General features: G+C 46.1%; 9 protein-coding genes and 1 pseudogene. 3 read left to right on the top strand and 7 right to left on the bottom strand.

The annotated features are described in order from the left end of the window. Positions 1-47 precede the first annotated feature (47 nt). Both ACH19P_RS07945 and ACH19P_RS07940 read right to left on the bottom strand, forming a co-directional pair. Entirely contained in the window at positions 48-1,601 is a 1,554-nt protein-coding gene (locus tag ACH19P_RS07945) for an arylsulfatase (RefSeq protein WP_462158071.1), read from the bottom strand. A 348-nt stretch (positions 1,602-1,949) separates the two neighbouring features. Next, positions 1,950-3,923 (bottom strand): monovalent cation:proton antiporter-2 (CPA2) family protein, encoded by a 1,974-nt coding sequence (locus ACH19P_RS07940; protein ID WP_462158070.1) that lies wholly within the window; start codon positions 3,921-3,923, stop codon positions 1,950-1,952. A 142-nt stretch (positions 3,924-4,065) separates the two neighbouring features. On the opposite strand from ACH19P_RS07940, the gene ACH19P_RS07935 reads away from it, so the two are divergent. Then, complete coding sequence (locus ACH19P_RS07935) at positions 4,066-5,040, top strand: GGDEF domain-containing protein (protein ID WP_462159327.1); 975 nt, start codon at positions 4,066-4,068, stop codon at positions 5,038-5,040. Between the two features lie 244 nt (positions 5,041-5,284). Here ACH19P_RS07935 and tilS read toward each other — a convergent pair whose 3' ends face one another. Genes tilS through lpxB form a run of 5 tightly spaced genes read right to left on the bottom strand, consistent with a single transcriptional unit; the run spans position 5,285 to position 12,863 of the window. Next, a complete protein-coding gene (gene tilS, locus ACH19P_RS07930) occupies positions 5,285-6,610 on the bottom strand; it encodes a tRNA lysidine(34) synthetase TilS (RefSeq protein ID WP_462158069.1) in 1,326 nt (441 codons plus the stop codon). A 45-nt stretch (positions 6,611-6,655) separates the two neighbouring features. After that, entirely contained in the window at positions 6,656-7,612 is a 957-nt protein-coding gene (gene accA, locus ACH19P_RS07925; RefSeq protein WP_462158068.1) for an acetyl-CoA carboxylase carboxyl transferase subunit alpha, read from the bottom strand. A gap of 16 nt (positions 7,613-7,628) precedes the next feature. Then, the gene (gene dnaE / locus ACH19P_RS07920) at positions 7,629-11,120 is read right to left on the bottom strand and encodes a DNA polymerase III subunit alpha (RefSeq protein WP_462158067.1); all 3,492 of its coding nucleotides are present in this window, start codon (positions 11,118-11,120) and stop codon (positions 7,629-7,631) included. After that, positions 11,120-11,716: a ribonuclease HII gene (rnhB, locus tag ACH19P_RS07915; protein WP_462158066.1), complete on the bottom strand. Its 597-nt coding sequence runs from the start codon at positions 11,714-11,716 to the stop codon at positions 11,120-11,122. Before rnhB ends, dnaE begins: the two co-directional genes overlap by 1 nt. Beyond that, positions 11,706-12,863, bottom strand: coding sequence for a lipid-A-disaccharide synthase (gene lpxB, locus ACH19P_RS07910; protein WP_462158065.1), 1,158 nt, complete (start codon positions 12,861-12,863; stop codon positions 11,706-11,708). Before lpxB ends, rnhB begins: the two co-directional genes overlap by 11 nt. Before the next feature lie 274 nt (positions 12,864-13,137). Here lpxB and ACH19P_RS07905 point away from each other — a divergent pair. Together ACH19P_RS07905 and cydB are read left to right on the top strand one after the other, a co-directional pair. After that, positions 13,138-14,710 (top strand): annotated as a pseudogene (locus tag ACH19P_RS07905) (cytochrome ubiquinol oxidase subunit I). After that, positions 14,707-15,846: a cytochrome d ubiquinol oxidase subunit II gene (gene cydB, locus ACH19P_RS07900; RefSeq protein WP_462158064.1), complete on the top strand. Its 1,140-nt coding sequence runs from the start codon at positions 14,707-14,709 to the stop codon at positions 15,844-15,846. Before ACH19P_RS07905 ends, cydB begins: the two are co-directional and overlap by 4 nt. Position 15,847 lies beyond the last annotated feature (1 nt).

The following is a 15,847-nucleotide window of genomic DNA, read 5'->3' as shown; positions in this document are numbered from 1 at the left end:
GCCGAAATTCGCTCTTCACTGTTAACTAAACTTCTTGATTAATCAGCTTATTGTTTACCAGAAGTTAACTGTTCCATGATCTCGCTAAAGTCAAAACTCGCTGCTTTTTGAACTGGCGGGTATTCCTTAAGCGACTTAATATGTTCGCCCAAGATATGTTGCACAGGTTCATTAAGCCACTGCTTAGCTTGAACAATATCGGATCTATCTGTGGTACCATCAAAACTTTCAAACGGGTCCAATCGAATGTTGTAGAAGATCGGGAACTTTTGTTTTACATAAGGGGCATAGTAGTTCTCACTGGTTTCAAAATGCAATTTCCATTGCTTATAACGAATTGCTTTAATGCTCGATTCGTAATAGTAAAGGTAATGATCTCGCGCACTTTCTTGCGTTTTGCCCATCCAGTAGTCAAGGTTGTTAACCCCATCAATCGGTTGCTTATGTTCTTTTAACACTTTTTCAGCAATATTTGGCTCGCCCGCTGCTGCAGCTAGTGTGGTATAGATATCCATATGGGTTTGAATGCCGTTCAACACCGTATTTGCCGGAATCTTACCAGGCCATCGAACCATCATAGGTACTCTCACTCCACCTTCGTACGTTGTCATTTTTTCACCACGGAAAGGCGTTGTACCACCATGCAATCGCGCACTGTGTTCAGGGCCGTTATCTGTCGAGTAAACCACAATGGTATTGTCCAACACACCCATTTCCTCTAACGAGTCAAGTAATTCACCTATTTGTTGGTCGTGCTCAATCAAACCACTGCCATACAGGTCATGCTCTGTTGTGTATTGCGCTGCAAGGTAACGGCTTTCATCACTGAGTCTGGTATACATATGCATACGACTTGGGTTGAACCACACGAAGAATGGTTTACCGTCTTCTTTGGCACGCTTGATAAAGTCTAACGTGGCATCAACAAACTCTTGGTCCATCGTTTTCATGCGCTCGCGACCAAGCTGCCCTGTATCTTTGATGGTTTGTTTGCCTACTTTGCCAAATCTAGGGTCAATCGTTTTGTCATCCTTGTTGGTGGCTTTGGTATGTAATACACCTCGAGTGCCATACTTTTTGAAGAACTCAGGATCTTTAGGGTAGTCAACTTGCTCAAACTCTTCTTGGGTATTCAGGTGATATAAGTTCCCGAAAAACTCGTCAAAGCCGTGAACGGTAGGTAAATGTTCATTTCGGTCACCGAGGTGATTTTTACCAAACTGACCTGTTGCGTAACCCTGCTCTTTAAGTACTTCAGCCAAAGTGTGTGATTGTGGCTTCAGACCAAGCGTCGCACCCGGGCGCCCAACCGTTGTCATGCCGCTTCTGATCGGGTATTGACCTGTAATGAGTGCTGCTCGACCTGCGGTGCAAGAAGGTTGAGCATAATGGTCCGTGAACATCGCACCTTCTTTGGCAATACGGTCAATATTGGGCGTGCGATATCCCATCGTGCCGTTGCCATAAGCGCTAACATTCTGCCAACCTACATCATCTGGAAATAAAATCAGTATGTTAGGCTTATCGGCGGCCGCTAATGGAGCGGATATCAGACTAAACGAAAACAAGAGGCTACTTGCAAAGTGTTTTATCTTGAACATAGTTATCTCCCTAATAAACGTGAAACGTCCAAAACACATTCTTAATGTCAAATCGAATTTACTCGATAATGTTAGTACTCACTTGTGATCATAGTTAATCTTTCGATTTTAGAAACAGCTAAATCAAGATATTCACTGAAATTTCTTATATTTTTTGTTGCCGATCATACAAAGTACAAAGGCGCTAATGTATTTACTATTTAACGCACAGGCCTGACTGGTGTTTAATGAGCAAAAACTGTCAGTAACGCGCATTAATCAAATGTGTTTGCAGCTAAAAATGTATGATGGATGTGTAATACCCATACTGACAGTTAAACTGCAACAGCTCATCTTTTATTTGTGCGTCTAAAGCGTTTCGCCACCATTAAGTAGAAAACGCTCGCATCGCTCGACGCGTCTGGGCTTTCCACGCAGTACTAACACATCTTGGCCAAGCAAAATGGTATCTAAGCTCGGGTTTTCAATTTCTCGCCCACTGCGACGCATAGCTGTAATGCTCACTCGACGTTGAGTGAGGTTTAATTCGGATATTTTTTTTCCTACGGCATACGCGTTATCAGCCAAGGCCATCACATGCAGATATTCAAGCATGTCTGTATTGCCCTCTCGATGCGGCGCTTCGTCACTGATGTAAAAACTATGCAGTAACGAATAGCGATTTTCTCGTTCTTGGCTCACTCGGCGTATGATGCGCTTCATAGGCACGCCGCTCATGAACAACACATGAGATGCCAACATTAAACTCGCTTCTAGTGATTCTGGCACAACCTCAGAAACACCTACTTCTTTGAGTTCATCCAAATGGGCATCATCAGGCATACGCGCCAAAATATTCACTTTCGGCGCGACTTCTTTAATAACTTCAGTCACTAATTTAACTTTGTTGAGGTCAGTAAAAGTGATGACAACTAATTGTGCTTGCGCAGCACCTGCGCCAGCTAAGATGCTTTTTTGCGTTACGTCACCAAACATTAATGGATAATTTGCATGGCGGCCCTGGCGAACGAGGTAAGGATCAAGATCAATCGCGACGAAGGGCAACGCTTCAGCTTGTAAAAAGCGACTGATGTTTTGGCCAACTCGGCCATAACCACACACAATAACGTGGTCCGATAAATCATCGTTCGCGCTTTGTAAATCATCGACTTGTTCGACGGGCATGAACACCAATCGACTCACCCACACCGGCGCCCAATCGATCAAATAAGGAGTAATGGCCATCGACAGTACACCAAGAGCAATGAGCAAAGAAGAAAGCTCAGCATCTAAGATGCCATAGGACTTAGCAAGCGCGACCAGGACAAAACCAAACTCCCCCATCTGACACAGCATGAGCCCGGCACTTAAGGCATCGTTTTTACGCTCACCCATTGCTTGTGCAACGACAGCTAAAATCAGGCATTTGCACAGCATCATGATGACCAACAAGGCTAGAATTAGATGCAGGTGCGAGAACACATAGATAATACTTAACTGCATCCCCACAGTGACAAAGAACAAGCCCATAAGGATATCTCTAAATGGGCGTATATCGCTCTCTAACTGATGACGGTATTGGCTTTCCCCAAGCATCATGCCCGCCAAAAAGGCCCCAAGAGCCATCGACAAACCGAACCAATGAGTCAGCCCACCGGCAAAAAGGGTTACTAACAACGTAGTGAGTACGAAAAGTTCTTCATTTCGCATCCGTGCCACTTCGTTAAAGATACGGGGCAACAACCATTTCCCAACCGCCCACAATAACGCGCAGACCAGTGCACCTTTTAAAAGGGCTATGCCCAAACTCATGAACAAAGATTGTTCAGTATTGCTTGCGAGCAAAGGAATGGCGATGAGTAATGGCACTACAGCCAAATCTTGAAACAACAATACACCGACGGCGAGCTGGCCTCGTCGCTTTTGTAATTGGCCACTGTCTTTGAGGCATTTCACCACTACAGCCGTAGAGGACAATGCCACCAGAGTCGCGATCGCGAACGCACTGAGCTTGTCGAAGCCGAAAATTAGCAGACATATAAAAAATGCGCCGGAAGATAAGGTTACTTGCAACAGCCCTACACCGAATACGATGTTGCGCATGGCAATTAACCGAGGAAGTGAGAACTCCAAGCCTAAGCTGAAAAGTAAAAAAACAATACCAAGCTCGGCAACAGCTTGTATCTGCGACTCATTTGCGAGCCAGTCAAAGCCATGTGGCCCAGCCATAATACCGGTCACTAGGTAGGCCAAAATAACGGGTAAGCCAAGCCGTTTAAATAACCACACCAAGGCTACTGCGCTGAGTAGCAGCCCAAATACTTCTATAAACAGCTCCTGCATGGCACTCCTTAAGCGTCAATAGCTTGACTCGGACCCCAAACCCTACAAATAACTATAGCAAGAGCTTGTTTTATGGCCAGTTTAAATTTTTGGCACGTTTATAGCATAGGTTATATACGAATTTAGTCTTGGAGTGAATATGATGGATAACGTCCACATTTTGACATATGACCACAGCCAACCGAGCAACGATGCAGCAAAAGCGGCACATTTTTTCCGCACCCAAAGCACGTTCAACGCAACTGGGTTAACGCAGCAATTGCAGCGCAGCTTAGAATTGATTACTTTGCTCGATACCTTTGCTCAATATGTTGCCCCTTATGCAGCGTTCTGTGGCTTACAACTTCACTCCAGTTTAGGCGTCAATGAAATGACAAAAAGTCGAAGTGGTAATGTGGCCAATCGCTTTGATATTGATGTTGAAGGCGAACACCTTGGTCAACTGGTGTATTTCAGTACTGTGGCGTTTTCTAATCAATTATCTGCCCAGCTCAAGCAGTGGCATAAAATCTTAGCATACCCGCTTCGCAATGCGTTGACCTACAACCGCGTTCTACGTCTTGCAACACGTGATCCACTTACGGGACTAAACAATCGCAGCGATTTCAACGTCAATGTGGATAAAAAGCTTGAAGCGTGCCGTCGCCAGCATCGTCCATTTAGCTTAATGCTATTGGATTTAGATAACTTTAAACAAGTGAATGATCGCTTTGGCCACCAAGCAGGCGATCAAACACTGCAAGAATTTGCGGCGATTCTGAGTCAATCAATTCGTGGAACTGACACAGTCTTTCGTTTCGGTGGTGATGAGTTCGCAGTACTCATTGATGACAACCTGTATGAAACCAATGATGTGATTGCAAAACGCATTATCAGTGCCGTGCAGCAAAGTGCGATCATGACGCGCTACGGTGTAACATGCAGTATTGGCTTTACATTAGCACGCACATTAGACACCAATGTGGGCTTATTTGAGCGTGCTGATAAAGCGCTTTACCAAGCGAAGTTCAGTGGTCGTAATACTTATCGTGGTGCGCCGGATGACTCTTTGCCTGTGGCGAGTTTGAAAACACACAAAGACAGCCAGAACCCACAAAAGAAGGCCAATATCAGCTGATACAAGGACGTAAAGCTAGATAAATCGACAGCAACAACGTTTGCAAGCGGCACCAGTAGGCCCAGAATAAAGTAAAGTCCTCCTTTGCCAGACCAATAGGCAAGTAGCAATCCCCCACACACCAATCCTGCTAGCACAGAATAACCTAGGATGTGCCACAGCGGCGTACTCAAAGTCGCCACAGCCACAATTAATAAAGTAAGCATTGTGAACGCAATTGGCGCTTTAGCGACTAATGATAAACCTACATGGGGCTGCGAGTGTTGAGTTGCCATTGTAATCCTTCGGACACTAAAAAGTCGTAATTATAAAAGTAACCAACCACGGCAACCAAGGTATCATCGTAAAAAATCAATGGAATCTTCGCACGTTGCCAAGGCGGCACTTTGAGCTCTTTTAGCCAGTGGCTTAGCTTATTGCTGTATGGTTTGTTTTGAGGTCTGATTTTCGCGCTAAGCTTCGCAAACTTAATACTCACATGCTCTTGTGCGAGAGGCAGGCGAACGCCTTCACCTTTTGTTATTAAAATAGCGCGACCATCACTGAGCTCAATTGGCTGTTCCCTGAAATCTACAGGTTGCTCGACACAGGTATGCTCATGATCAACAAGATAAATATCACCATTGTAGCGACGTAAGAAGCCACTGCGACCACTTAAAGATTTTAGGACTATTTCTGGCTGTGAATCATCACGGGCGGTTGTGAGTTGCTGCAAAAACTCATCGAGTTTGGCTTGTGATGGCATTAAAAAATGGTGCAACCCTAACCAATATCGCAGCACATTGTTACAGCGCGAAGACCCAAAAGAAAGAAGCGTGCTCGCACACAATTGCTTGGGGTTGCACTGCGCATTTCGCAAATCTGCCAACGCAAATTCATCGAGCAATGCTTGTTGCGATTGCAATAAACTGGCAGTTTGTGCCACTTTGTCATTGAACCCCTGGAAACGTTCATTGAGCAAGGGCAACACATCGTTGCGCAAAAAGTTACGATCGAACGTGCTATCGTCGTTTGACTCGTCATGAATGTGCGTCAACCGACTGACGCGAGCGAATTGCGCTAGCTGTGCGCGCGAAAAGTCCAACAGCGGCCTGAGTAATACTCTATCTTGCCAACAGCTAGCAGCTTGCATTGCCCCCAAACCTTTTACCCCTGCTCCACGCTTTAGACGCAAAAAGAACGTCTCAACTTGATCGTCCTTATGTTGCCCCAACAAAATGGCGTACCCCATGGGCACAAGCTTATTCATCGCCTCATAGCGTGCTTCTCGCGCTTTTGCTTCAATCCCTTTTCGGGTCTCAGTTGAGAGGGTTACTTTTTGGCTAAAGAACGTGATGTCACGTTGCTCACATTGATTTTCTACGAAGGCCAACCAGGCATCCGCATTAGCGCTCAATCCGTGATGAATGTGCACAGCGCACAGTGGCAGACGCTGCTTCTGAGCATAATGATGAGTCAATTCTAGTAATGCCATCGAATCTAAACCACCACTGAGGGCAACGGCAAGGCCAGTGCAATCAGGAACAGTAGTTATCAATTCGTTGAGGATATTATTAAAGCGTGTTTGCATGTGATTAGGTATTAAAAAAGGCCGACTGAGCGGCCTTTTTCTTGCTTAACAGTAACCGAAGCTCATTAAGCGTTTGTAGCGTAAATCCAGCATTTCTTCAACGCTGTTTTGACGTAGTTCGGCGAGATCACGCTTTAATTGTGCTTTTAGACTCTTAGCCATTGCATCGTAGTTACGATGTGCGCCACCTAGCGGTTCGTCAATGATATTGTTGATCAGGTCTAGTTCTTTAACACGTTGTGCTGTTACACCCATAGCTTCAGCTGCAAGAGGGGCCTTTTCAGCACTCTTCCACAGGATCGACGCACAACCCTCTGGTGAAATTACAGAGTACGTGCTGTACTGCAACATGTTTACGCGATCTCCCACACCAATCGCCAGTGCACCGCCTGAACCACCTTCACCAATAACAGTACAGATCGTGGGAACTTTAAGTGCAGCCATCACTTTTAAGTTACGCGCAATTGCTTCACTTTGACCACGCTCTTCAGCGCCTACACCTGGATAAGCACCTGGGGTGTCAATGAAAGTGAAAATTGGCATTTTAAAACGTTCTGCCATTTCCATTAAACGTAACGCTTTACGGTAACCTTCTGGTTTTGGCATACCGAAGTTGCGTTTAATTTTTTCAGCTGTATCTCGACCTTTTTGTTGACCGATAACCATAACTGGTTCGCCGTCTAAGCGTGCTACACCACCAACGATTGCTGGATCGTTCGCAAATGCTCTATCGCCTGCTAGCTCGTCAAATTCAGTAAAAATACGCTCAATGTAATCACGTGTATAAGGACGCAAAGGGTGGCGAGCTAGTTGAGAAACCTGCCAAGCGCCTAATTCAGAAAAGATTTTATTTGTTAGTTCAACACTTTTCTCTTTTAGGCGAGAGACTTCCTCTTCCAGACCTAAATCCAATTCGCCAGCACGACTGACGGTGCGTAACTCTTCAATCTTCGCTTCCAATTCCGCAATTGGTAGTTCGAAATCCAAATAATTGAGACTCATGCGCTCATTAACCCATTTAATTAAATTCTAATTCTATATTTTGTGCCGCCATGAGCGATAACTTATGAATTAAGTCATCCGCTGGCGTCACACACCATTGTGTTCCTAGTTCCAACTCGGCTAAGGCATCTGGTCGGCGGTAAAGTATTTTTACCGGACACGTACCAAACTTGTACGGTTCAAGCACTTTTTCCAACTTTTCGAAGAAGTTGTCATCAATTTGCGCCATATCGACCGTCATTTTCATCGCTTTAATGCGTTTTTCACGGGCCTCAGCAAGAGTACAGACGTCTCTGGCGGTCATTGTAATGCCGCCAGAGAAGTTATCAAAGCTGACCTGTCCAGTTATGACCAAGATATTGTTGATTTGCAGCAATTCTTGGAACATTTCGAACTGTTCTGGGAATAAGCGTACATCAATACGCGCACTCTTGTCATCTAAAGTGAGTAATCCCCAACGTTTATTCTTCTTATTTATCAAGGTACGGGCACCAATCACCAACCCAGCGGCTGTGGTTTGGACATCTCGCTCAGTTGGCGTCAGATCGACGAGTTTTCCACTCGTATAGTGCTTTAATTCACTACGATACTGATTAATTGGGTGGCCTGTTAAGAATAAACCGAGTGTTTCGCGCTCACCGTCGAGCCACTGATTATCAGTGAAATAAGGGACGCGTTTAAATGCTTGTTCAACTTCTTCCGGCTCCGTTGCAAGCAAGCCAAATAAATCACCCTGACCCAGTTGCTCGGCTTTATTGTGCTGCTCGGCAGATTTAATTGCTTCTGGTAATGAAGCCATCAAAATCGCACGACCACCTTGCACTGGATCCGGGCCGAGCTTGTCCATAGCACCCGCCATGATCAACTTTTCAATCACACGCTTATTCAGGCGTTTAAGATCAACGCGGGCACAGAAGTCAAAGAGATCTTTAAACGGACCGTCTGCTTCGCGGGCTTGCAGAATCGCCTCTACAGGGCCTTCACCCACCCCTTTAATCGCGCCGATACCATAGACAATCTGGCCTTGGCGATTAACAGTAAACTTATATAAGCCTGCGTTCACATCCGGTGGCAACAGTGCCAACTTCATGTTTTCGCATTCATCCACCAGCGTCACAATTTTGTCTGTGTTGTCCATATCTGCGGACATTACCGCAGCCATGAATTCTGCCGGATAGTGGGTTTTCATCCACAAGGTTTGATAAGAAACCAGTGCGTATGCTGCAGAGTGTGATTTGTTAAAGCCGTAACCTGCGAACTTTTCTACCAAGTCGAAGATTTTCATCGCCAGCTCGCCGTCTACGCCGTTCTTAATTGCGCCTTCTTCGAACGTTGAGCGTTGTTTGGCCATTTCTTCTGGCTTTTTCTTACCCATGGCTCGACGCAGTAAGTCAGCGCCACCGAGCGAGTAACCCGCAAGCACCTGCGCAATCTGCATTACCTGCTCCTGATACAGGATTACGCCGTAGGTTGGCTCCAAAATGGGCTGCAAACTGTCGTGCTGGTATTGGGCATCTGGGTAAGAAATTTCTTCGTTTCCGTGCTTACGGTCGATAAAGTTATCTACCATGCCTGATTGCAATGGGCCGGGACGGAACAAGGCCACCAGTGCGATCATATCTTCGAAGCAGTCGGGTTTTAGGCGGCGAATAAGGTCTTTCATACCACGCGATTCGAGCTGGAACACCGCCGTGGTTTCGGCACGTAATAGCAATTCGATACTGGGTCTGTCATCCAGTGGAATCGCGTTGATATCAACAGGCTGTTTACCCTCACGAGCAAGACGCTCGTTGGTCATATCCAATGCCCACTGCAAAATGGTGAGCGTTCGCAGACCCAGGAAGTCGAATTTTACCAGCCCCGCTTCTTCAACATCGTTTTTGTCGAATTGCGTAACTGGGAATTTACCCTCTTCATCACAATACAAAGCCGCAAAGTCAGTGATTGTGGTCGGTGAGATTACAACGCCACCAGCGTGTTTACCGGCGTTACGCGTACAGCCTTCAAGAATGCGACACATATCAATGAGATCGCGCACTTCTTCATCGCCATCGTAGGCTTCAGGTAAGCGTGGTTCAATTTCAAAGGCTTTGGCGAGCGTCATCCCTGGGTCGCCAGGGATAAGCTTAGAAATTCTGTCCACAAAACCATAAGGGTGGCCAAGCACACGCCCCACGTCTCGAATTACCGCTTTAGCTGCCATGGTACCGAAGGTGATGATCTGAGATACCGCATCACGGCCATAGAGTTTCGCTACGTGGTCAATTACTTCATCTCGCCTATCCATACAGAAGTCGACGTCGAAATCGGGCATCGATACACGTTCTGGGTTCAAGAATCGCTCGAATAGCAGGTCAAATTGCAGCGGATCTAGGTCGGTGATTTTGAGTGCGTACGCAACCAATGAACCCGCACCCGAGCCTCGACCTGGGCCCACGGGAATATTGTTATCCTTGGACCACTGGATGAACTCCATTACGATTAAGAAGTAACCTGGGAATCCCATTTGGTTGATAACGTCGAGCTCTATTTGCAAACGCTCATCATATTCACCACGGCGCTCGGCACGCACTTGCTCGTCTGGGAATAAGAATTGCAAACGCTCTTCAAGGCCATCGCGGGAGACTTTAACAAGGAAGTCCTCGATTTTCAGTGAGCCTGTCGGGTAGTCTGGCAAAAAGTATGTGCCTAACTGCACAGTCACGTTACAACGCTTAGCGATTTCCACGGTGTTTTGAAGCGCTTCTGGAATATCGCTAAATAGCTCTGCCATTTGCTCAGGGGTTTTCAGGTATTGCTCTTGCGAGAAACGCTTAGGGCGGCGCTTGTCTTCAAGGGTGTAACCATCATGAATCGCCACGCGGATTTCATGGGGTTCAAAATCTTCTGGCTTTAAGAACACCACTTCATTGGTCGCAACGACCGGTAAGTTATGCTCATAGGCATGTTCAACAGCGAGATGAAGATAGGTCTCTTCTTCATCACGGGAAGTGCGAATGAGTTCTAGGTAGTAATCGTTAGGGAAATGGGTGCGATAAAACGCGCTTATTTCATCAATAATACCCGCATTACCTTTGAGTAAAGCCTTACCAAGGTCACCGTCTTTCGCACCACTGAGGATAATGATTCCCTCACCGTGCTCTGCCAACCAGTCGCGATCAATCATCGCGCGGTGCATCACATGACCACGCAAATAGGCCTTTGAAATTAATAATGTAAGATTCTTATAGCCTTCGTTGTTTTTGGCTAATAATACAATTCGACACGCTTCATCAGGAAATTCAGGGGTGTTAAGCCACATATCAGCACCGACAATAGGCTTAATACCCGCACCGTGAGCCGCGCCATAAAAACGCACTAAGCCACACAGGTTCATCTGGTCGGTAATAGCCAAAGCGCTGAGTTGTTGGGCCTGGGCAGCTGCAACGATTGGCTTGGTTTTTACCAAGCCATCCACCATAGAAAAGTCGCTATGAACGCGTAAGTGAACGAATTGTGGTGCCGCCATTATTGTCCTCGCTCAGCTAAAACTCGTTGTACGGGTTTAAAGCTTTTTCGGTGATGCTCAGTAGCACCATGCTCGGCAAGCGCCTCAAAATGTGCTTTCGTCGGGTAACCTTTGTGTCCCGCAAAACCGTATTGCGGATATTGCGCATCAAGCGCAATCATTTCCTCATCGCGCGCCACTTTAGCTAAAATAGAAGCCGCGCTAATTTCTGCAACCAGTGCATCTCCTTTAACCACAGGTTGCGCTGCAACATCAAGTTCAGGTAAGCGATTGCCATCAACAAAAACAAAGTCTGGAGTGATATCCAACCCGGCTACCGCTCGGCTCATCGCCAGCATGGTGGCATGCAAAATATTAAGTTCGTCGATTTCAGCTACCGTGGCTCTTGCAATACAGTAGCTCAAAGCTTTTTCTTTAATCTCTTCGCTTAGCACTTTGCGCTTTTTATCGCTGAGCTTTTTCGAATCATTAAGACCTTCAATTGGGTTGGTCGGGTCAAGGATCACCGCAGCTGTGACGACATCGCCGACGAGAGGACCGCGCCCTACTTCATCAACTCCAGCAATGTATTGAACATCAGGACGATTAACTTGCATTGATTAGCTCCAATACTGCTTTAGCTGCTTGAGCACTGGCGTCACAGCGAATATTTTTATGAATATCGGTAAAACGTTGTATCAAGGCGCTAGTATCACCATATAAACGCGGCTCCAAAGCAGCACATAATGAATCTACGTTACACTCATGCTGTAAAAACTCAGGCACGAGCTCTTCATCCGCGAGTAAATTCGGTAAAGAGAAATACTTGATGGTAAAGGTAAATACATTTTGCACCATCCAGTAGGTCATTGGCTTTAATTTATAGCCAACTACCATCGGCTTCTTGTACAACATCCCTTCCAAAGACGCAGTGCCTGATGCGAGTAGAATAGCGTCACTCGCTTGCATAGCGATACTTGATTGACCATCGAGTAAAATCGCATCCAATTTCGGTGCGTGTTCTTTTTGCAGCATCAAAAACTGCTGCTTTCGAGATTCATTAACTAACGGCACTACGACTTTTAAGTCTGGGTTTTGCTGTTGCAAGCGCTCAGCCGTTTGCGCGTAAGTAGGCGTTAACAAACCCACTTCAGAACCACGACTACCCGGTAACAAAGCTAGGACTTTATCTTCAGAAGATAAACCTAGCTGCGCTCTGGCGGCTTCATTATTTTGTTCAACTTCAATATCGTCAGCTAGCGTATGACCGACGAATGTGCACGGCACAGCGTGCTCATCATAGAATGCCTTTTCGAATGGCAATAAAGACAAGACTAAGTTGGTCGCCTTGGCAATTTTATGGATTCGTTTTTGACGCCATGCCCACACCGAAGGGCTCACATAATGAACCGTGGTAATGCCCGCTTCTTTTAGCGGCAATTCAACACGTAAATTAAAATCCGGCGCGTCAATACCAATAAACACATCTGGCGGATTATCAATGAAATGATTGACCAGTTGTTTGCGGATTTTAAGTAATCGGGGTAGACGCGATAGCACCTCAACCAAGCCCATCACCGAAAGCTCTTCCATGTCGAATAAACTTTCACAGCCAAGTGCTTGCATACGAGGACCGCCGATACCAACAAATTGAGCATCTGGGTGTGTTTTTTGAATCGCTTTGATCAGTCCTTCACCGAGGATGTCCCCTGACATCTCTCCGGCAACGATACCGATTCGTAGAGGTTTTGCTGTGGCGCACATGAAATGGGGTAATCCCGAAAACCATAATTATTATTAACAGACTAGTCTACCCTGTTTGCGATGTGCTTAAAACCACTCAAAGAATGAAATCTAGGCAGTTGAAAACGCGTATGTTATTTAGGCGACCTAACGCACAAATTTTACACACTCTGCACCCTCCTCTAAATTAGTAAATGCTAATATTTTTTATTGACGAAGGAGAACAAAGGCTAGATACTAATCAAACTTTCAATAATTACTGAAAGTTCAGACAAACTATATTAGGGGTCAAACAATGATAGATGAAACCTTTGTGGACTTATCCCGTCTGCAATTTGCGATCACCGCCTTCTATCACTTCTTATTCGTGCCGCTTACCTTAGGTATGACATGGATCTTGGTGATAATGGAATCTGTATACGTCATGACCGGGCGCGAAATCTACCGTGATATGACGAAGTTTTGGGGCAAGTTATTCGGAATTAATTTTGCTCTGGGTGTGGCCACTGGCTTGACCATGGAATTCGAATTCGGAACTAACTGGTCATACTATTCTCACTACGTTGGCGATATTTTTGGCGCGCCACTGGCAATCGAAGGGCTCATGGCCTTCTTCTTTGGAATCCACCTTTGTTGGCATGTTCTTTCTCGGCTGGGACCGCCTCTCCAAAGTCCAGCACTTAGGTGCAACCTTCCTAATGGCAATCGGGACTAACTTATCTGCATTGTGGATCCTTATCGCAAACGGTTGGATGCAAAACCCCGTCGGCTCAGAATTTAATTACCAAACCATGCGCATGGAAATGCAAAGCTTTGCTGAACTGGTGTTCAATCCAGTCGCCCAAGTTAAGTTTATTCACACAGTATCGGCCGGATATGTTGCCGCCTCAATGTTTGTTCTTGGTATCAGCGCCTTCTATATTCTTCGAGGTCGCGATGTTGCCTTTGCAAAACGTTCCTTTTCTGTGGCCTGTAGTTTCGGGTTAGCGTCGGTACTTTGCGTCATTTTGCTAGGCGATGAATCAGGCTACGAAGTAGGTGAGGTACAACAAGTTAAACTCGCAGCTATCGAAGCCGAATGGGAAACAGAACCGCCACCAGCTGCGTTCACACTCTTTGGCATTCCTGACTCAGAAGCACAGGAAACACACGCGGCAGTCAAGATCCCTTACGTAATGGGTATCATAGCGACTCGTTCACTGGATGAAGAAGTAATTGGTATAAAAGACCTGCAAGTACGCCACGAACAGCGTATCCGCAGTGGTATGCATGCGTATCGTTATTTGGAAAAGTTGCGCAATGGTGATGAAAGCGAGCAAACCATTGCCCAATTTGAAAAGTACAAGGACGATTTGGGTTATGGACTCTTACTCAAACGCTATCGCGAAGATGTCTATAACGCCTCAGAAGATGAAATTGCCAAAGCAGTTAAAGACTCTATTCCGCAAGTCGGCCCGATGTTTTGGACATTTCGCATCATGGTGGCATGTGGTGTGATTATGTTGTTTGTCTTCGCTGCCTCGTTTTACTACAACGCTAAACGCGTCATTGAACAAAAGCGCTGGCTACTCAAAGCCGCTCTATTCTCAATTCCTTTGCCTTGGATTGCCATCGAAACAGGCTGGTTTGTAGCAGAATACGGGCGTCAGCCGTGGGCTATTTCTGAAGTGCTCCCTACTTTTATGGCAACATCTAGCCTAACCACAACAGACGTCTTAATCTCCCTCACGGGCTTTATCGTGTTCTATACCATCTTGGCCATTATCGAAGTCTGGTTAATGTTGCATTTCATCAAACAAGGGCCAAGTTCATTGCACACAGGCAAGTACTTCTTTGAGCGTAAGGCACTGCAGGAGAGCCAATCATGATTTTCGATTATGAAACATTAAAATTAATCTGGTGGGTGCTCATTGGAGCCTTGTTGATTGGCTTTGCGATCACAGACGGTATGGACATGGGCAGTGCCATTTTGTTGCCTTTCGTTGCCAAAGAAGATGTGGAACGCCGCGTTGTAATCAATACTGTGGGCGCACATTGGGATGGTAATCAAGTATGGCTTATCACTGCCGGTGGCGCTTTATTTGCCGCATGGCCGATGGTGTATGCCGCTGCCTTTTCTGGTTTCTACTTCGCCATGATGTTAGTACTGTTTGCCCTGTTCTTCAGACCCCTAGCGTTTGATTATCGTTCTAAACTAGACAACCCCACTTGGCGTAACCGTTGGGATTGGGCCTTGTTCGCAGGAAGCTTTATCCCTGCGCTTATATTTGGTGTCGCGTTTGGAAACCTTATTCAAGGTGTACCACTGCACATAGACAATTTAATGCGGGTTAGCTACTTAGGTTCGTTCTTTGCTCTACTCAATCCGTTTGCATTGCTGTGCGGCGTTGTGAGTGTAGCCATGTTAATCGCCCACGCGGGTCAATGGTTGCACTTGCGCACGGTTGACCCGGTATCGAGTCGTGCTGCGAAAGTTGGCCGTGTCGCAACCCTTGTTACCTTAGTTACGTTCGCGCTTGCTGGCGTTTGGCTTACGCAAATTGATGGCATGCACATTATGACCATGGCGGATGCTAACAGCCATGCAGACCCATTAGCAAAAACGGTGACAGTCGGCAAAGGCTTGTGGCTGGACAGCTACAATCAACGCCCGTGGTCAATCACCTTCCCGGTACTTGCTTACGTTGCAGGAATTCTTGCCCTGATTTGCTCATGGCGCAATAAAGCGGGATTTGGCTTTGTGCTAACCAGTGTGATGTTGCTAGCTATTATCATGACCTTTGGCAGCGCGATATTCCCATTCATTATGCCTTCAAGTCATGATGCCAATATGAGTCTGACAATCTGGGACGCGGTATCAAGCCATATGACATTGAATATCATGTTCATCGTGGTGGTGTTAATGCTTCCTATCGTACTCGCTTACACCACGTGGTGTTACGTAAAAATGTGGCGTCGCGTGAGTCACGAAGAAATTGAAAACAATAGCCACGGCAGCTACTAAG

The sequence above is a fragment of the Pseudoalteromonas sp. GB56 genome (assembly GCF_054923835.1).
This window is presented reverse-complemented; position numbering and strand designations above follow the sequence as displayed.